This is a genomic window from Betaproteobacteria bacterium, from assembly GCA_016713305.1.
GTDB lineage: Bacteria > Pseudomonadota > Gammaproteobacteria > Burkholderiales.
In genome coordinates this window covers 1-18,037 of record JADJPK010000019.1, presented here as the reverse complement: position 1 = coordinate 18,037, position 18,037 = coordinate 1, and the positions used below count along the sequence as shown (strand labels likewise).

General features: G+C 60.3%; 9 protein-coding genes and 10 pseudogenes. 15 read left to right on the top strand and 4 right to left on the bottom strand.

Features of this window, described 5'->3' with window-relative positions; genetic code table 11:
* Window positions 1-91 precede the first annotated feature (91 nt).
* The 4 genes from IPK20_19910 to IPK20_19895 all read left to right on the top strand — a co-directional run bounded on the left by IPK20_19910 (window position 92) and on the right by IPK20_19895 (window position 2,984).
* Window positions 92-391, top strand: a complete 300-nt coding sequence (locus IPK20_19910) for a phosphate-starvation-inducible protein PsiF (protein MBK8018738.1) — start codon at window positions 92-94, stop codon at window positions 389-391.
* 579 nt (window positions 392-970) lie between these two features.
* Window positions 971-1,630, top strand: a complete 660-nt coding sequence (locus IPK20_19905) for a 1-acyl-sn-glycerol-3-phosphate acyltransferase (protein ID MBK8018737.1) — start codon at window positions 971-973, stop codon at window positions 1,628-1,630.
* 59 nt (window positions 1,631-1,689) lie between these two features.
* Window positions 1,690-2,025 (top strand): hypothetical protein, encoded by a 336-nt coding sequence (locus tag IPK20_19900; GenBank protein ID MBK8018736.1) that lies wholly within the window; start codon window positions 1,690-1,692, stop codon window positions 2,023-2,025.
* 599 nt (window positions 2,026-2,624) lie between these two features.
* Window positions 2,625-2,984 (top strand): hypothetical protein, encoded by a 360-nt coding sequence (locus tag IPK20_19895; GenBank protein ID MBK8018735.1) that lies wholly within the window; start codon window positions 2,625-2,627, stop codon window positions 2,982-2,984.
* 49 nt (window positions 2,985-3,033) lie between these two features.
* On the opposite strand, the gene IPK20_19890 is transcribed toward IPK20_19895, so the two are convergent.
* On the bottom strand, window positions 3,034-3,420 hold the full coding sequence (locus IPK20_19890; protein MBK8018734.1) for a VOC family protein: 387 nt from the start codon (window positions 3,418-3,420) through the stop codon (window positions 3,034-3,036).
* Between the two features lie 717 nt (window positions 3,421-4,137).
* Here IPK20_19890 and IPK20_19885 point away from each other — a divergent pair.
* A pseudogene (locus tag IPK20_19885) lies at window positions 4,138-5,121 on the top strand (WYL domain-containing protein).
* A gap of 184 nt (window positions 5,122-5,305) precedes the next feature.
* On the opposite strand, the pseudogene IPK20_19880 reads toward IPK20_19885, so the two are convergent.
* A pseudogene (locus tag IPK20_19880) lies at window positions 5,306-6,890 on the bottom strand (GMC family oxidoreductase N-terminal domain-containing protein).
* A gap of 308 nt (window positions 6,891-7,198) precedes the next feature.
* Window positions 7,199-8,442: pseudogene (locus IPK20_19875) on the bottom strand (CoA transferase).
* 382 nt (window positions 8,443-8,824) lie between these two features.
* Between IPK20_19875 and IPK20_19870 the strand changes: the two are divergent.
* The 5 genes and pseudogenes from IPK20_19870 (at window position 8,825) to IPK20_19850 (ending at window position 13,129) form a co-directional block, all read left to right on the top strand.
* A complete protein-coding gene (locus tag IPK20_19870; GenBank protein ID MBK8018733.1) occupies window positions 8,825-8,914 on the top strand; it encodes an ATP-binding cassette domain-containing protein in 90 nt (29 codons plus the stop codon).
* 144 nt (window positions 8,915-9,058) lie between these two features.
* A complete protein-coding gene (locus IPK20_19865; GenBank protein MBK8018732.1) occupies window positions 9,059-9,472 on the top strand; it encodes an ATP-binding cassette domain-containing protein in 414 nt (137 codons plus the stop codon).
* Between the two features lie 322 nt (window positions 9,473-9,794).
* Window positions 9,795-11,173: pseudogene (locus tag IPK20_19860) on the top strand (extracellular solute-binding protein).
* A gap of 28 nt (window positions 11,174-11,201) precedes the next feature.
* Window positions 11,202-12,059, top strand: a pseudogene (locus tag IPK20_19855) (sugar ABC transporter permease).
* Between the two features lie 149 nt (window positions 12,060-12,208).
* Window positions 12,209-13,129: pseudogene (locus tag IPK20_19850) on the top strand (carbohydrate ABC transporter permease).
* A 90-nt stretch (window positions 13,130-13,219) separates the two neighbouring features.
* Here the strand turns inward: IPK20_19850 and IPK20_19845 are convergent.
* Window positions 13,220-13,938, bottom strand: a pseudogene (locus IPK20_19845) (FadR family transcriptional regulator).
* Window positions 13,939-14,084: 146 nt separating this feature from the next.
* On the opposite strand from IPK20_19845, the gene IPK20_19840 reads away from it, so the two are divergent.
* The 5 genes and pseudogenes from IPK20_19840 (at window position 14,085) to IPK20_19820 (ending at window position 18,037) form a co-directional block, all read left to right on the top strand.
* Window positions 14,085-14,255: a hypothetical protein gene (locus IPK20_19840; protein ID MBK8018731.1), complete on the top strand. Its 171-nt coding sequence runs from the start codon at window positions 14,085-14,087 to the stop codon at window positions 14,253-14,255.
* Window positions 14,255-15,575: pseudogene (locus IPK20_19835) on the top strand (FAD-dependent oxidoreductase). Before IPK20_19840 ends, IPK20_19835 begins: the two are co-directional and overlap by 1 nt.
* Window positions 15,576-16,262: 687 nt before the next feature.
* Window positions 16,263-16,346, top strand: a pseudogene (locus IPK20_19830) (AMP-binding protein).
* Window positions 16,347-16,909: 563 nt separating this feature from the next.
* A complete protein-coding gene (locus tag IPK20_19825) occupies window positions 16,910-17,044 on the top strand; it encodes a hypothetical protein (protein MBK8018730.1) in 135 nt (44 codons plus the stop codon).
* A 757-nt stretch (window positions 17,045-17,801) separates the two neighbouring features.
* Window positions 17,802-18,037 (top strand): annotated as a pseudogene (locus IPK20_19820) (aldehyde dehydrogenase family protein).

Genomic DNA, 18,037 nt, shown 5'->3' with positions numbered 1-18,037 from the left:
GCACCGCGGGGGCCCAATGGGTACCATTGCCATGCCGGTATCGCGCCGGCTCGCCGTAATGGCGCACAACCCAGCGTGGGGAGAACCGCTCATGCACAAGATCGTCGTCACTGCTCTCTTCGCGGCATTCTGCGCCGCACCGGCCTTTGCGGAGAATGCCCAGCAGAACAAGATGAAGGAATGCAACGCGCAGGCCAAGGAACAGAAGCTCTCGGGCGACGACCGCAAGAAGTTCATGAGCGAGTGCCTCTCGGCCGCCAAGGAGGACGCGAAGAAGAAGCTCACGGCGCAGCAGGAAAAGATGAAGAGCTGCAATGCCGAAGCGAAGACCAAGGACCTCAAGGGCGCAGACCGCAAGAAGTTCATGAGCGACTGCCTGTCCGCCAGTTGACGGACGGCAGCCGGTCCGGCCGAAACCCCGTGATGCAACGCGGGGTTTTTTCATGCCCGAGGCGCGGCCCGTCGCCTGGCCGTGCTCCGGTCTGGGAGTGGTTCAGCGCGTACTGCACGGTGCTGTTCCTCGCCGTGGGCTCGGCAGGGCAGAGCCCGGCAGGATTCGCCTGGGCGAGCGGCGGTACGCTCCTCGGCGGATTCGCCGCCGGCGGCATAGTCGGCAACCTGGGCTGGATGCCTGGTATGCGCGGACACAATGAACTGGGTCTGATTCCATTCGGTTCCATCGGCATGACCGTCTTGCCCCTTGGCACTGCGCTGTGGGTCGCTCACGACGCAGAGGCGATGACGCACGCGTTCGTATCGCTGAGTGCGGCGCTACATGGAGCGTTTTCCGCCTGGTTCGCTGTCCCGCTCTACCGGTTTCTCCGTGACCGCCCCGGCGCGCCTGACGCGGGAACGAGACGGGTAGCGGCGCTCGCATCCATGCTGATCCTCGCTGCAGCCGGATTTGCTGCGCACCGCGCTGGAACGCGCCGGCCTGGCGGCCTGGCACGTGTGGGTGGTCCTGTCGTTGATGAATGCAGCCGTCGCCCTGTTCATCTACCGTCTGCTGCCGGAATTCCTGCTGCGGTTTCTCGCCTGGCTGCTGGTGCATGGCATCTACAGGCTGCGCCGTGAAGGCATGGAACACATTCCGGAAAGAGGAGCCGCCCTGATCGTCTGCAACCACGTGAGTTTCGCGGACGCGGTCGTCGTCATGGCTGCCTGCACCCGCCCCATCCGGTTCGTGATGGATCACCGGATCTTTCGCGCGCCGGTGCTGAGCTTCATCTTCCGGGAAAGCCGGGCCATCCCCATCGCCCCGGCAAAGGAAGACCCGGAAATGCTGGAGCGGGCCTACGACGAGGTCGCGCGGGCGCTGGAACAAGGCGAACTCGTGGGCATCTTTCCGGAAGGAGCCATCACGCGGACCGGCGAACTGCAGACCTTTCGCAATGGCGTGCGCAGGATCATCGATCGCACGCCGGTACCGGTGGTTCCCCTCGCCCTGGCCGGGTTGTGGGGGAGCGTATTCAGTCGCCGATACGCGGGACTGTGGCGGTACCTGCCCAAGGCCTTTTCGCCGCGAATCCGCATCCGTGCGGGCGCACCGGTGCCGCCCGAGTCTCTCGACCCGCAGCGGCTGCCGGAGATCGTGCTGGAGCTCCGCGGTCGCGAGCCATGGGCGCGATAGACGCATCGGAGGCCACCGGCTAGAGTCCCTTCGTATTGGGCCGCAGCGGGGATCCGCCGATGGGAAAGAAGGGCGCCAGGAAGGAGTCCGACGACTCGGACAAGAAGAAGGACAAGGAGAAGGGCGGCAAACGGCGCGCTCGGCCGCCGGATCTTCCGCTCATGGACCTCGTGGAAGGCTGTCCGCCCCATGGCCGGCTGGTCTTCGAATGGGTGGTCGGGAATGGGATCGGCGACGCCGCCGTGGAAGATGCCCAGGCTGCGTTCGAACGCGCCTACGAGTGCGGCGGACCCGGGCGGAGGAACTGGCGCGGAGCGAAGAGGCGCAAGAGAGTGACCGGAAAGGGGACGAAGTCGTGTGCCGGATTCGTTCGCGCATGGTCATGGGGCCCGTGAACGGCCAGCAGTCGTGGCGTATCGACGAGGATCCGGTGCGGCGGGCGACGACCTGGAACTGGGTCGGATTTTTCGTCATCGAGGACCGTTCCTGGAGTTGACTTTTCTCTGTCAAGCAACCCGACAAAACCATCCACAGAACCTGTGGATAAAACTGTGAATGACGCTGGGAGAAACCCCAAAAAATGCTTTCGCGAGGCTGACTTAGCTTGTTCCGCTCAAGTTTTGGTCACGGCGATTTCTTCAATTTTTCATTGACTTATCTCGATCTTCGAGGAAGTGCCCGGGCCGGTTGAACGTGCTTGACTTCTGTGTGCCGGTTCGTTTGATAACTGCCGTTCGCGCTCTTGACAGAACCGCCGGATTTGCGCTCTTCCAACAACGGCGCGCGTCCCCCCGAAGGATCGCAGATGCAACCCCAGTATCGGCGCCGTTTTTCGAGCGCCACGGCCGCCGAAAGCCCGTGGATTGGACATCCGGATGTCCAGCGGTGAGGCGATCGGCGCGTTTCGGTTACCGTCTCTGTTGGATCCGTCGTCGGCATGCAATATGCCAATGAGGGCAGCGTGGGCCCGCGCCTGACCGTCCTGGAGACCGCCATGAATCGACTGTCCGTTTGCATTGCCGTGATCGCTTGCCTGTCACCCCTTGCCGCCCAGGCGGACCGGATCACGACGATGACCCGGGAAGAGAAGTGCGTGTACGTCGCACGGCTGCAGGTGGCGGCCGCCTTCTACTACACCCAGGGACAGCGACGTGACGAGGTGAAGATCCATTGGCACGGCGACGACAGCCAACGAACGGGAGTTCGTCACGCGCACCATCGATCAGGGATATCAGGCGATGGAGCGGGAGTCCCGGGAGGGGAAGGCGGGCATACCCGTGGAACTCATCGGCGATCGTGCGTATCAGTCCTGCATGACGGAAACGGCGCTCTGATCCCGGTCGTGACACCGTGACAGGGGGCTCACCTGTCTCGGTCGAAGGCCGGAAGCGGAGGTTTCCGCGCTACGCCGAAGGCTCGGGCTCCGAGGCGTCGAAGTCCAGTTCGACGCGTGCACCGCAGGGATCGAAGCAGAACAGTTGCCATGTGCCGGAGTCGTTCTGACGGGCGCAGGTCGTACTGATTCCGTGGGCTTTGAGGCGCGCCGTGGTCGCCGGCAGGTCCGTGGCGGTCCACGCCATGTGATCCAGCACTCCGCGGGGGTCGGCAGGCAGCGGGCGGCCGGCGATCACATGCAGTGCCGGCTGTTTGCCGATATAGAGCCAGACGCCGGGAAATCCCATGTCGGGCCGCGGGCCCGGCACGAGGCCCAGTAAGTCGACGTAGAAGTGCGTGGTGGCCTCGAGATCAGAGGTCAGCACGGTGAAGTGGTTCATTCCTTCGATGGGCATGTTCTCCGGGATTCCGTGGGCGAGGCAGCGCTATTTCTTCGTGCCCGCTGACGGTGCAGGGGGACGACGATGCACCAGTTGCAGCCGCGGGGTTGCCTGGGCGCGGGCTCACCGTGATGGTGACCTCTGAACCGCGCAGAGCCGCCGGGGTGATTTCCACGTGGGCGGTCCGATCGCCGCGGAGGAACGTGAGCTCGCTCACCTTGCCCTGGGTCGCCATCACCGGTTCCCACCCGAACGTCGGCATCTGTTCGGCGTAATAGGCGTACGCCAGCGTGGAGGCTCGCTTGAGCACCAGCACCACCTTGCCGAACCAGCGGTCGGGCCCGCCCAGAATGATGATCGAACGCTCGGTGTTGATTCCGGGTGTTGGGCGGAATCGGAATGTCCGGAGACGGGTTGGTAAGTCGGAGATCCTCCTGCCGGAGGCGATGCAGCGCCCGAGGCAGTCGCCGAAGTGGAGGTGTTCGGTGCAGTTCCGTTGGTCGGCTTCGTGCCGGTCGTCTGCGGTGTGCAGGCGGGAAGCGCGAGGACCGCGACCGCGACCGCGGCGAGCGATGGATTGCGCCAGGAAAATGCGACAAGATTCATGAGCCGCCCGAAGTGACGAACTGGATTTTCGATGATGCGGGGTGCGTGCGGGGGTGTCAACGCCGGAGCACGCACCGGCTTGCGCCCGCGACGGGCCGCTCAGGAAACGAGAGAAGAAACACGCCCGTGGATCGCACCGAACGCTTCTATCGCATCGAACGCATGCTGCGTTCGCGGCGGATCGTGACGATCGACGCGTTCCTCGACGAACTGGAAGTCTCGCGTGCCACTTTCAAGCGGGACCTCGAATACCTTCGCAGCCGGCTCAGCACCCCCATCGTGTGGGACGGCGAGGCGGGCGGTTACCGGCTGGCGTCCGACGAACCGGAATCCGAACTGCCCGGCCTGTGGTTCGACGCCGCCGAGGCCCTGGCGCTCCTCACGATGCACGAGCTGCTGGAGCAGATCGGAGGCGGCATGCTCGAGGCGCACGTCGCGCCGATCGCCTGAACGGCTGGAGAAGATCCTGGGCCGCCGCGGCCACGCGGCTCGCAGGTGCGCAACAGGATACGGCTGCTGCAGATGGCGCGGCGGTCCGTGGGGTCGGCACAGTTCGCCGTGCTCGCCCAGGCACTGCTGGAACGCAAGCGGCTCGCCATCGTCCACTTCAACCGGGCGTCCGGGAGAGGCTGGAGCGCGAGATCTCGCCGCAGCGCCTCGTGTACTACCGGGACAACTGGTATCTCGATGCCTGGTGCCACTTGCGCAACGGCCGCGAAGTTTCGCCGTGGACGCGGTGGAATCGGCCCGCTTCTCGATGCGGCGGCGGCCGAGGCGTCCCAGGAGGAAATGGACAGGGGCTGTCCAGCGGCTACGGGATCTTCTCCGGCGCGAACGTGCGGTGGGCGACGCTGCGCTTCACGCCGGAACGTGCGCGTTGGGTCGCGTCGGAACAGTGGCACCCGGCTCAGCGGATCCCGGTTCGAGGCGGATGGAAGCTACATCCTGGAAGTGCCCTATAGCGATGATCGGGAGCTTTCGATGGACATCCTCAAGCATGGGGCCGATGTGGAGGTACTGGCACCGGACACGCTGCGTTCGTCGCTGGCGGCCCAGTTGCAAGGCTCTTGGCCGTTACGGCGATCCTGCCGGAGGTGGCTCACGCAGTGAGCCCGGACCCGTCATCGGACCCCGGGCAGTCTAGGGAGGGCGCGCTTCGGCGCTTGCTGCCATTTACTGACGCCTTCGCGTCAGACCGCCGACAACGAGCGGGATCACGGGAAATCAAGCGATAGCCTGTGTGATGAAAGGCAAGGGTTCAGACTGTTCCTGCAATTGAGGAGAGAACATTGGGTCACTTCCCCGCAATCAACTCTGCAGCTTTCCGCCATGGCCATGATCGGCAGATTGGTGTTTCCGCTGATCACGGTTGGCATAAGCGAACCGTCGATAACGCGTAGATTATCGATGCCCCGAACCCGAAGCTTGCTATCGACTACGGCGTCGCGATCCTCACCCATGCGACATGTTCCGACCGGTGGTAGATCGTTTCTGCGCGGGCTCGTATCCACTTCTTGCGGGATTCCGCGCTGGTAAACGGATCGATATCGAGTTTGCGCTTAATCTGCTTTAGGAGCGCCGGCTGATCGATGATCTCGCACATCTGCCGAACGCCTTCCTGCATACTGACGAAATCACTTTCATCGGATAGAAAGCGGGGGTCGATCGCCGGCGCAACGAAGGGATCGGCCGATCGCAGTCAGCGTTCCACGACTCTTCGGGCGAAGCTGACATACACGAATGGCAAAGCCGTGTGGGACGCGCTCGCCCGGCGGCGGGTTTCGAAGCGCGACGATGAGATGAGCCTGCCACTCGGGCCACGATGAGGTTTTATCGGGCCCCCAGAAGGCTCCGGCTTCGACGCCCTGCGAGGTGCCGGGCCCTGTTCCTCGGAGCATATATTGTGCGCCAGCCAAGGCACCTCTGATCAATCCAATGTACGGCGTCAGTGTGATCGGCTGCGACGCCTCCAATCGAATCGCACAATCCAAATGATCTTGCAGATTGCTTCCAACGCCGGCGGAATCGAGCACCGGCTTGATGCCGAGTGAACGGAGGTGATCGGCCGGTCCAATTCCTGACAGCATCAGTAATTGCGGCGAACCGATGGCCCCGGAAGTCAGCAAGACTTCTCGTTCGGCCGAGACGGTGACCTCACGCCCGCTGTGCTCAATGACAACACCCCGAACGCGCGTGCCTTCGACCGCGAGGCGCCGAACCTGAGTGTTGGCCATGATGGTCAGATTGCTTCGTCCCTTTCCCTGGTCGAGAAACTTGAAAGCACCTGAACGCTTGCCGTCTGAGATCGTGAGTTCGTAGAAGCCTGCGCCCATCTGAGACGGACCATTGAAGCCGTTGTTCTCGGGGAGGCCTGCCGACTTGGCGCTCTCAATAAATGCCTTCGAGATTGGATGCTGCAATACGCCAGACAAGTCGGATCGGACCAGAATAACCTCGGTCCTGATCGGGCTGGGACGTTACCTGGGCGGCGTCCTCGATTTTCCTAAGGTAGGGGCGGAGGTTTTCGTACCCCCACCCACGACAGCCTTGCGCTTCCCATGAGTCGTAATCCTGAGGGTTTCCCCGGATCGCAATCATGGAGTTGATGGCGGACGACCCTCCCACCACCTTGCCACGGGGAATGTAGATCTTGCGATTGTTGAGTTCGGTCTGCGGTTCGGTCCAAAATTGCCAGTTATGCTTCGGACTCGTGTAGAGCACGCGAATGCCTGCCGGCATGTGAACGAAGATTGAAGAAGAGGACGTCCGGCCTCGAGCAGCAACACCTTGACGTTGGGATCTTCGCTCAATCGAGCGGCGAGCACGCATCCTGCCGATCCTGCGCCGACAACGATATAATCGTATTTCGAGAGCTTCATCCTCCGTCCCCTATTTCAAAAGCCGACGATCGGTTCGTTTTGCGACCAGTTTCGCCAAGGTCAGAGCCTTCCCGACTTGCAAAAGCCATCGCCAAACTATAATTGGTCCTACCAATCAGGTCGATCCAATTATAGCGACGAAGGCTTGGTAGTCAACGGAGAGCTCGTCTCATGTTTCAATACCGGAGGATCGTGGCCGCGTTCCTGCTCCTCGGCGCAGGGCTCGCCGTCTTGCTGCTCGCTCCTGCCAAACCTGCCATCCAGCCAGACCAAGAGACGATTCGACGAGTGATATGGGCTCTGGGCCCCTAGCCGACTTCAGGACGTCCGATATCGATGATCCGTCGCTCATTTAGATCTTGGATGGCCGCCGAGTCGTACTTCAGTATCGACTTGAGGATGTTGCAGTATCTTCGCCTCGCCGCGGCGGTCCTTTGGCATATTCGATCTTCGTTCCGGAAAACTTGATCGGGTTGGCGACGAGAGGGGCTGTTGCGCCGGAAGAATGAGGAAGATTGATCTGCATTTCCCGATGGATCACCTGAGGGTGAGCGAACACCTGATCCAGCCGGTTGATCGGCGCGCAAGGCACGCCCACGGGCTCCAGAATGGAAATCCAATGCTGGGTCGTCTGCTGTACCAGATGCGCATCCAGCAGGGGGATAAGTTGGTCACGATTCTTAAGCCGATCGGTGTTCGTGACGAAACGGCTATCGGTTGCCAAGCCGTTAAACCAGTAGCTGCACAGAATTTCCGGAATTGCTGATCATTACCAACGGCGAGCACGAAGGAACCATCCTTTGTTTTGAAGACCTGATATGGAACGATGTTTGGATGCGCGTTGCCGGACCGTTTGGGCGGCGTGCCGGTCGTGAGGAAATTCAAATTTTGGTTGGCGAGAACCGCGACCTGGACGTCCAGCAGTGCCATGTCGATATGCTGTCCTTCTCCGGTGCGCTCGCGATGCAGTAACGCGGAGATGACGCCGGCGGCGCTATACATGCCGGTGAGAATATCGACGATCGGAACTCCGACCTTCTGAGGGCCTCCGCCGGGTCTGTCGTCACTCTCTCCGGTAATACTCATCAGGCCGCCTATAGCCTGAATAGCCATATCGTATCCTGCTACATCTTTCATCGGGCCGGTCTGGCCGTAGCCGGTGATCGAGCAGTAAATGATGTCAGGCTTCAGCTTTCGAGTGACTCGTAGTCGAGGCCGTAACGCGCCATGTCGCCGACCTTGTAGTTCTCGATCACGATGTCGGCTTGTTGCGCAAGCGCGCGCACAATGGCGCTGCCTTCCTCGGTCGATATGTCGACGCAGATCGAATGCTTGCCGCGGTTGGCACTCAGGAAATACGCGCTTTCGGTCGTATCGATTCCGCCGTCTTTCCGCAGAAAGGGCGGCCCCCATTGCCGTGTATCGTCGCCGGTGCCGGGCGTTCGATCTTCCAGACCTCGGCACCGAGATCCGAAAGCAACTGCCCCAACCAAGGCCCCGCGAGAATTCTTGAAAGATCCAGCACTCGGTAACCCACCAACGGTCCAGCCATGACGCTTCCTTGAAGTTTGCGGCGCGAATAGTTGCGCGACCCGTGCGGCCTTCATTCAAGCATAATTGGACTAGCCAAATTGGTCAAACCAAATAGGCTGGGATCGGTTTTGATGGGTCAGGCCTGCTTTCCGGTCGCGTGAGAGCCGCTCAACGATCGCGGGTTGGTGCCAACTGCGGTGCTTGACACCCCAGCAGGCGACGCGTACGGACAGACCAAATTGGTTTATCCAATTAAAAACGCTGCGCGGTCAAAGCTCCGCGCATGGTGAAAATACCGGGAAGAACGTGAAGGCGGTGCTGTATGGCGCGAGTAACTCTCCAGAATGTCGCGAAATCCTTTGGAGGAGATCGAGGGCCGTGGGCGGTGCAGGACTTTTTCGTTGGATATTGCCGATGGCGAACTGGTCGTTTTCGTCGGCCCGTCCGGCTGCGGCAAGTCCACGACGTTGCGCATGCTTGCCGGGGCTTGATGATGTCACATCGGGCAAGATTCTGATCGGCGGGCGGGATGTGACTGCGCTCCCGCCAAAAGATCGCAATATTGCGATGGTCTTTCAGAACTACGCGCTCTATCCGCAGAAGACAGTCTACGAAAACATGGCGTTCGGTCTTCCGTGTCCGGGGAGTCGAAAGAAGAGATTGATCGTCGCGTGCGTAGCGCGGCATCGAGCCTCGGTCTTGAGCCTTTGCTCGAGCGGAAGCCGCGCCAACTGTCGGGTGGCCAGATGCAGCGGGTCGCGCTTGGCCGCGCGTTAGTCCGCGACCCCGACGTTTTCCTGCTCGACGAGCCTCTCTCCAATCTTGATGCCAAGCTGCGCGTCAGGACGCGTGAGGAGATCGCGACGCTGCACGCCCGGCTGGGCGCCACGATGATCTTTGTTACCCACGATCAGGTCGAAGCCATGACGCTCGGTGACCGGATCGTGATCATGCGTGATGGCTGGATCCAGCAGGCGGGCGGCCGCTGGACCTTTACGACCGGCCGGAGAACGTCTTTGTGGCGGCCTTCATCGGGTTCCCAGAGATGAACCTGGTCGAGGCGGATTGCTCCGCGACGGGGCGTGGTCGAAATGCGTTCCGGCGGTCTGAGCGCCAACTGGATTGCCTGACGGCGAGTCTTCTCGAGACGGAGAAGGGCGTCACGCTCGGCATCAGGCCCGAGCATATCGATCGTGCGGAAAGGCGTCCACGGCATTTGAGATGATCGTCAGCCTTGTCGAGCAAATCGGCGCGCAGACTTATGTGCTGGGGACGATATTCGGTCAGAAGTTCCGCGCGGTATTCGCGCGCGACGACGTGCTCGCGGCCGGCGACAAGGTCCCCGTCATTCTGCCCGCGCAGAGGTTGCATATGTTTTCGCGCGAGAACGGAAGGACGTTGAGGCAATCAAAATCAATAAGCGAAATTAGCAAAGGGAGGGAAAAGCGTCATGCGACCAGGCACACTCAAATCAATGGAAGTCAGGGTAGGTCTTTCGGCCTTAGCCGACGAGACTTTCTCAAAACATCGGCCGGAGCGGTGGTTGGAGTGACGGGCTCTCTGGCGGCTCCGTACGTGAACGCTCAAGCCGGGGTGACGCTCCAGTTCCTGAACAATGAAACCGCGGCCGATAGCGAGCCGTGTTGCAGAAACGCGTGCAACGAATATGAGACGATGGCGGCGATCAATTCCGGTACTCCGTATGACCTCGCCACCCAAGGCTATATCGCCCATATTCTTCAGTATGCCCGCGGCGGTCATCTTCTTCCGGTGACCGATCTTGTGAAGCAGCATTCCTGGGGGCAGATGGGCGCTTGGAAGTATCAGGGAGAAAACTGGTTCTATCCCTACGACTACAATCTGGTGACCTGTTATTATCGAAAGGATCTTTACGCCGAGAAGGGCCTCAAGATCCCTAATACATGGGCGGAATATCTCGAAAACTGCCGGGCGCTGACTGTGACAAAGGACGGCAATAGAGCGAGTGGCGGGTTGCGTAATGCCGCTTGCGAGCGACAGCGCGACCAACTGGGCAAGCTTCGGAAATCTGTTCGCGGAGGCCCCGCAATTTTACGATGACAAGTGGAACGTTGTCCTTGACGCTCCCGAGAATGCGGATCGGGCGGGCCGCTTCCTCGATCTTTATGGCGAACTCTACAAGACTATGCCGCCAGGACTGAATACGGTGGGTTATGCCGAGCTGATGAGCCTGTTCGTCACTGGGAAGGTGCGCATACCCTTTACTCCGGTCGTGTAGTCGAGGCGCTTGAAGCGCGAAATCCGGATCTCGCGGACAAGTATGGCATCTTTGCCGCACCAGACAGCGCCGGCAAACAGAAGGCGCTGCCGTTTGCCTTCGACGGGTTCGTCGCATTCAAGACCAGGCAAAGCGAGGAGACGCTCAGGTTCCTCGATGGTTTATCGATGAGCACTACATCGACTGGCTGCATTCGGCTTGGATGAACTTCCAGCCGGTGCGATTAGACATTTACGAGGATCCGCGCTGGAAGAAGCACCCGATGATTCAGAAGCATTGGGCAACGATGATGCAGATGAAGTCGTTCATCGACCCGGACAGCAAGGTCAGGCTCTCGTCGGTCGACTTGATCGGTCCGTCAATCGATCTGCGGCCGTGCAAGGTCTTCGATTCGAATGTCATGCCCGAGATGCTGCAGAACAAGGTGCTCAGGAACATGTCATCGGCCGATTGCGTGAAGGCGGCGGCCAATCGCATCCGGAAGCTTGGCTGAATTTTGTTGACGAAAAGGTAGGTGCCTCATGAGGCAGGATTGGCGAATCATCGGCTTGTTCGTCGGGGGCGTTTTGATAGTCGGCGCGATCGTTGGCGGGCCACTCCTGTACTCCATCAAGCTCTCATTCTACGCGGCGGAGTCCTTTATCGCTCCGCCGCGATGGGTCGGGTTTGGAATTATCTCACCGTCCTGGAGGACGGTAACTTTTTAGGGGCGCGCTGTTAAACGGGGTAATGATTTCGATTCAGCGATCGTATTGCAGGTCGCGCTCGGCGTGAGCGTTGCACTCGTTCTGAATCGTCAGTTCATGGGGCGAACGGTCGTTCGTGCGCTGTCGATCATCCCTTACTTTCTTCCGACAGTCGTTGCCTGCCTCATCGCGCAATGGATGCTCGATCCGAATTACGGTTGATCAAAGGGTATCCTGGCCTCGTTCGGGTCGAGCATGTTCGATTGGGGCGCCGACTCGCCACCGCAGGAACGGTTGTTCTCGTCAGCGTATGGATATGGACTCCGTTTGTAGTGACGTGCGTGCTGGCTGTCTGCAGACAATTCCGGTCAGCTTTACGAGGCCGCTCGCGGTCGACGGCGCAGTGCCTGGAAGCAATTCTGGCATCACGCCGCCGGGTCTCAGGTCCGTCTTGATCGTCGTGGTTCTGCTGAGCGGCATCTGGATGTTCAACAAGTTCGACGTGATCTGGCTGTTACCCCAAGGGAGGCCCGATGAACCAGACCGAGATGCTCCCGACCCTGGCCTATCGAAGGGGCGTTTCTGGAGTTCGATCTCGGGGGGAGCCGCGGTGGCGACAATCTCGTTGCGCTTCTGGCGACCGTTATCCTGATCTATCTGCGATTCTTCCCCATCGACGAAACAAAGCAAGGCACGATGACGGTGACAGCAACACCAACTCTCCGCCGAGGCCGCCTCTCCGTCGTTGCTGCTGTGCCGATCCCCGCGGCAGGCTTCCCAGCGCCTCTCGGGTTCGATCCGCTCGGCACGGACGGCGCCAAGGCCGGCATCCGGAAACGAAATTGTTCGGGTTTCAGCCGGTCGGTCAAAAAATTGCCAGGCGTGTCGGCCTCTACGCGGCTGTGGTGGCGATCTGTATCTACTCGTTCTTTCCGATTTACTGGATGATTCTGTCGAGTCTTCGCCCGCACAGCTGTTTCTGGACACGTCGTTGGTGTTCTGGGCCGCCGGATCTTTTCTTGGTAATCGCTGCTGGAGCTTACGAACTACCTGGCCAATTTTCTCAACAGCGCGCTGATGGCGGTGGCCACGATCATCGTTGCCACCACGTTTTCCCTGTTCATTGCCCTAGGCGCGACGCGGCTGCGGTTCCGCGGCAAGACGACGTTGGTTGCCTCGATGTTGTTTGCTTATATGTTTCCGCCGTTGATGCTGGTTGTCCCGATGTCGGCCTTGTTCCGCATGGTCGGGCTTTCCGACAGCCTGTGGGGCCTGCTGATTGCTCACCTCGCAATCTCGCTCCCGTTAGGCGTCTGGCTTTTGTGGGGCTTCTTCAAGTCGATGCCATTTGACCTGGAAGAAGCGGCAATGGTCGACGGGTGCTCGCAGTTCGGCGCGTTCATCAAGGTGGTCTTGCCGCTTTCCGCACCCGGCCTGATTACGGTCGGTATCTTCTCGTTCCTGCTGTCCTGGGCCGACTATGTGTTCGCTCTCGTCTGATCTCGGGATTAAAACATGACGCTTCCGGTGGCGTTGGCCTCGATGCTGGGAAGGCGCAGGATCTGCGTTGTGGGCGAGATCTTGCCGGCGCCTCCCTCATCGCCTTGCCGCTGTTTGTCATCTTTGCGTTCTGCTACCGCTACTTCGTCGCGGGGCTGACGGCGGGTGCGCTTCAAGGGCCAGGAAAAATTCTGAGAGATCCGCCCTCGCCCTGCCGAGGCGGGAGACGCGCCAAAGGCCGGAAGTCCGAAGGCATTCCATAGCCATGCGGCATTGCCGGATCGTGAGCTGCCGCGCGCCACGCCGCCTCCGGCGATGCACGCTTCTTGGCCTTGGTTCGCCTAACAGCACCGCTACGCCTCGCTGGTTCGGGAGAGATGAGCGTTCATCTGTTGCTCGGCCTGGCTGACCTGTCGTTCTTCATGGCTTCCAGGATCGGTCAATGATCTCTTGGCAATAGGGGGCTGGCGCCCGCGACTATGGTCGGCAAGTAGACCTTCCACCGATGCCCGGGATAGCTCGTGGAACGATCTCTGCCACGCGGAGCAAAATGTCATTCTTGGTGGCGGAAAAGATCGCAAGATGGAACGCCCCTGTCCTCGCGCTCATGCTTTGGCCTCTGGATAGGCGCTTGTTAGTCTCTTCAAGTATGGTATTGATCTCGCGGATGTTGTCCGCAGTCCAGTGCGTGCAGGTTAACCTGACCGCCTGCCCTTCGAGCATACGGCGACCTCCATGACGGCTTTGTATACTCTTGGCCTCGAATGGAACTCCTGATTCAGTATAAAGCATTATATTATCGATGCCGCCTTCTGATCTTCGCAGATAGATCCCAGAATTTGGGCGCCGTTCTATCACCGCATGGTTTCTGCGCGGCCAGAGCGGCTTCACGAACGGCGCCGGCGGCTGGTCTCGAAACTTCTTCTGCGAAATCGCGCTCTGGAGATGGCAACCGTTCGGAGGGCTGAGAAGTGGCGCCTCCCGGATGAAGGAAAGTGATCCCTTCCGATGGCGAGTTCGGGGGCGGAGCCTCAAGCTTGTCGGTTCGATTTCGCCTATTGGGTCCTGGAATAATCCTGCCTGGTCCTGCCGATCACTTCGATTTCGATCTCTCCGATGGCTAATCATGGTCTGCCAAATTGGCCAAACCAGTCCTTTAGAGGTAATCTTGAGATCCTCGGTTGAATCTACCCCGTTTGCAGATATCAGGCTAAGAAATTGAAGCATCTGAAACCCGCCAAATCCACCCAAAGAATTGATTTCCCGGCACGGATAGCCTTGAGACGGATCTGTTTGTTGTCAGGCGGCGGCGGCTCGGGCGGCGTGCGTGCCGCGCGGATCGCCGCCGTCGGCCTGGCGCCCGCGGCTCGATCGCCGAAGAGTGTCTGATGGGCGGCACCTGCGTTGTCCGCGGGTGCGTGCCGGAAGAAGCCGCCCGCCCGTACGCCTCGCATTTCAGCCACGACTTTGCGGATGCGGCCGGTTTCGGCTGACCGCGCTGCTCGTGACCTTCGACCGGCCGGACCCTGATCGCCACCAAGGACAATGAGATCGCGCGGCTGGGAGCGTCTTTATACTTCCATTGTCGAGAACTCAGCGACAGGTCATCAGGGTCGCGCGCCGTGTTCGATGGATCCGCATACGTTGGTGCTCAGATGAGCGGCAAGAAACCCGAGTCGAACAGTCATCCTGATCGCCACGGGCGGCGCGCCGAACTACGGCAAGATGATCCCGGCATTGAGCTGCGATTTCCTCGAACGAGGCGTTTCATCCGCCCGCACCTGCCGAAGCGCATCTGATCCAGGGCGGCGGCTATCGCGCTGGAATTCGCCGGCATCTTCGCCGGCCCGGCTCCGACGTGACGGTGATCTATCGCGGCGACAAGCATTCTGCGCGGCTTCGACGACGATGTGCGCGCCCGATGTCCGCGCCGAGATGGAGAAGGACGGTATCACGCCCCTCACCGGCTGCACCGTGGACAAGATCGAGAAGCATTCCGTGGCGATCGAGTACACCGCATCTGTCGAAGAACGCTCCAGCATCGCCTCCGACAAGGTGATGTCCGCGATCGGCCGCCAGCCCAACGTCGCCAATCTCGGGCTGAGAAGGCGGTGTTGCCATCAACTCGGAAGAACGGCGGCATCGCCGTCAACGAATCCTCGAAAGCCTGTACCTTATATCTACGCGGTCGGCGACGTGTCACCCATCGCTTCAACCTGACTCCGGTGGCGATCCGCGAAGGCCATGCCTTCGCCGACACCGTGTTCGGCGCGCCGGTGAAGGTCGATCACGCCGATATTCCAATGACCGTTCTACGCAGCCGAGGTCGGCAACGCCGGCCTGACGGAGAGGCGACAGGCGAGGGCCCAGTCCGCTGTCGTCGATGTCTACAAGACCACCTTCCGCCCGCTGAAGGCGACCATGTCAGGCAGCCAGTCGCGGGTGCCGATGAAGCTGGCGGTGGATGGTGCGACCGACCGCGTGCTCGGTGCCATATCTGTCGGGCCGGGCGGCCGAACTCACTCAGCGGTCATCGCCATCGCCGTGAAGATGAAGGCGACAAAGGCCGACTTCGACGCCACCATGGCGCTGCACCCGACCTCCGCCGAGGAGTCGGTGACGATGCGCACCGGTAATGCACGTTGCGCGCAGACGCGGCGGCGTAGAAAGCTCCAGTTCCGATCGGGATTGTGTGAGTTCAGGCCGTGAGCGCGCCGGTTATGCGGTGCCGCCAAACACCACTTGATAGTACGGTTGATCGCACCAAACCTGGTCCGACCAATATATCGGGGTGAACTACCCAGTTAAAGAAGAAGGTCCTCGCCATCCGGCGGGTTGCTTGTAGTCGAGGTGCTGATGCGAAATTCGGTTCTGGCCGGAGCGAAGATTGGGCCCGGCCATGGAAGTGCGGTGGATTTTTGACTCGACCCGTCATGACGCATCCACCTCATTGTGGAACGAGGGGGCCAAAGCGGGAGCCTCCCGGTTGGCTATTACTGACGAGCAGGGCAACGTCTGGTCCTATCGAAGATTGATCGATACGGATCGAGGCCGTCGGCAGGTGATATGGGCGCTACTAGGGAATCCGGGTCCCGGTGATCGGGTCATGGTGGTGGGCGAGAACTCCACTGACGCCAACGTCCTGATGTAGCGGGTCAGCCGGCTTGATGCGGGGGTGGTGATGACGAACGCCCGGCGGGGTCCGCAATGAACTGGACGTCATTGAGCAGATATCGTGAAACCCAGACGCGGTATTCTAGCAAGCGCACGGAATATCGGTGGAAGGCAGACGCAGCAGCGCCGGCGGCGTCTGGTTTCAAAGACGATTCACAGGATTGAGCGACCAGGTAGGTAAGCTGGAAGGGCGAAGCACCGTCTTCTGAGGAGGTCTATGAGGATCCTGCCCGCCAGGTTGCTGTTCTCATCTACACGACTGGAACCACTTCACGCCTGAAGGGAGTGATGCTCAGTCACCGCAACCCGGCTCACGGGTCGGGCCGAGGCAAAAGAACCAACACGCTTCTTCCCGAGGACGCTCGCCGCCTCGCGTTATGCCGACTTGACAGTCCAGCGCTGGGCTGACGTCGCTGCAGGCAGTGGCGCTGTCATGGCGCGCAACCTGAAGAGATCATGCCGAGGTTCTCTCACGCGAGCAATCGATGCCAACGGGAATGTCGGTTCATTGACCATCTTCAAACCCGTTGCTCCTAAGTGCTGCTGTCGCGGATCATTGCTTACGCCGATCGGAAAAATACCATCGTTTACGCCCGACAACCTTTCTGGTATGTCTCGACAGGAACGGCACCAATACCGGATCTGTCTCTGCGACAGCAGCGGCGATAGTCTGCTCGGCGGTGGAAGTTCCAAATGGTTACGGACTGATCGGAGACGTCTCCGACCATCAGTCGGACGCTGCATGCCATGGGAAGTTAACGAAAGGCATCGGACCGCCAAAGGCTGAATCGAAACCAAGATCGTCGGACCTGATGGCGGGAAGTACCCGATGAGAAGCGGGCGAACTGCTCGTTCAAGGGCCCAACGGGATGTTGGGGTATTATGGTCAGCCGGACATGACCGCGGAGGCGATCGATCGCGAAGGATATTTGAAAACCGGAGATATAATCAGCCGGCTGCCGTGGGCGGCGAACTTGTATCCAAGGCCGGTCGAAGGAGCGTAATTATCAAAACCGGGCTTCAACGCCCATCCAAGCCTGGAAATCGAGGCTGTCCTCAAATTCTCATCCGGCGGTTCTAATTCTGCGGTAGTCGGAAGATCAATCGAGGGGCAACGAGAAATTCATCGCTTTCGTTGCTGAGCCGACCCCCCAGCACCATCGAAGTGGCCGAACTGCTCGCGCGCGTGGAGCGGCAGCGGCAGAACGGCGCGGTTGCAGCAGATCATTGTCCATGCCGGAACTTCCAGTAGCCCTGAACGGGGAAGATTAGAAAGCACGACTTGAAAGCGCGCCGAGGAAAGTCCTTTTCATCGCGTTATATTCACGGGTTTAACGAATTACAGACCGGATCCGAATGGGGGTGGAGCGTTGCGGGGTCGCGAGTGATTTACCTTGATACAAAGTTCCGTATCGATGGATCCTGGCGCGATGGAACGATGGAAAGATATCAAACAGAGCCACATCCTGAATCCGTTGGCGACGGGAAAATTGGATCGGAACAGTTGCGCACGCGTTCCATCCCCGAGCTTCCGACGACGCACTTTAATCGGCCGTGCGCGGGTCTGAATTGCCAGGCGGAGGACGTCTTCCTTCGAGCGATACAATTTCGCCGATGCGGGGGGCTGCTGAAAAGCTCCAGTGAGCGAGCCAGCCTCACGCGCGCGTATCAGCAAGACGCTCGAGCAAGCCCAGCCGCCGGGCGAGGCGAAGCGCGGAGGTGCTGTCGGCGCGCAGACATCATCGACCGGTTCGCGTGAGTGAGGCGCGTCGATCCTACGGTCGGACCATTCTGTCACGTTCCGGCGCCGGACAGCAGGTCGTGATCCGCGGAGCCACTACCCTGGTCGCCGCCTTCACGGGGGTTAATTTTCCGATCAACCCGGCCGTCAGAAAGATATCAGCTGGGATGGCGGCCGGGTGCGCCGTGATTCCGAAGGGACCCGGAAGAAACGGGGGCAAGTTGTGCAGCCTGGTCAATGCTTATGTCGATGCCGG

Excerpts from the sequence above, each read along its gene's own strand:
- IPK20_19890 (MBK8018734.1), bottom strand. The coding sequence starts at position 3,420 with ATGCCCATCGAAGGAATGAACCACTTCACCGTGCTGACCTCTGATCTC.
- IPK20_19825 (MBK8018730.1), top strand. The coding sequence starts at position 16,910 with ATGTTGGGGTATTATGGTCAGCCGGACATGACCGCGGAGGCGATCGAT.
- IPK20_19900 (MBK8018736.1), top strand. The coding sequence starts at position 1,690 with ATGGGAAAGAAGGGCGCCAGGAAGGAGTCCGACGACTCGGACAAGAAG.
- IPK20_19895 (MBK8018735.1), top strand. The coding sequence starts at position 2,625 with ATGAATCGACTGTCCGTTTGCATTGCCGTGATCGCTTGCCTGTCACCC.
- IPK20_19905 (MBK8018737.1), top strand. The coding sequence starts at position 971 with ATGAATGCAGCCGTCGCCCTGTTCATCTACCGTCTGCTGCCGGAATTC.
- IPK20_19910 (MBK8018738.1), top strand. The coding sequence starts at position 92 with ATGCACAAGATCGTCGTCACTGCTCTCTTCGCGGCATTCTGCGCCGCA.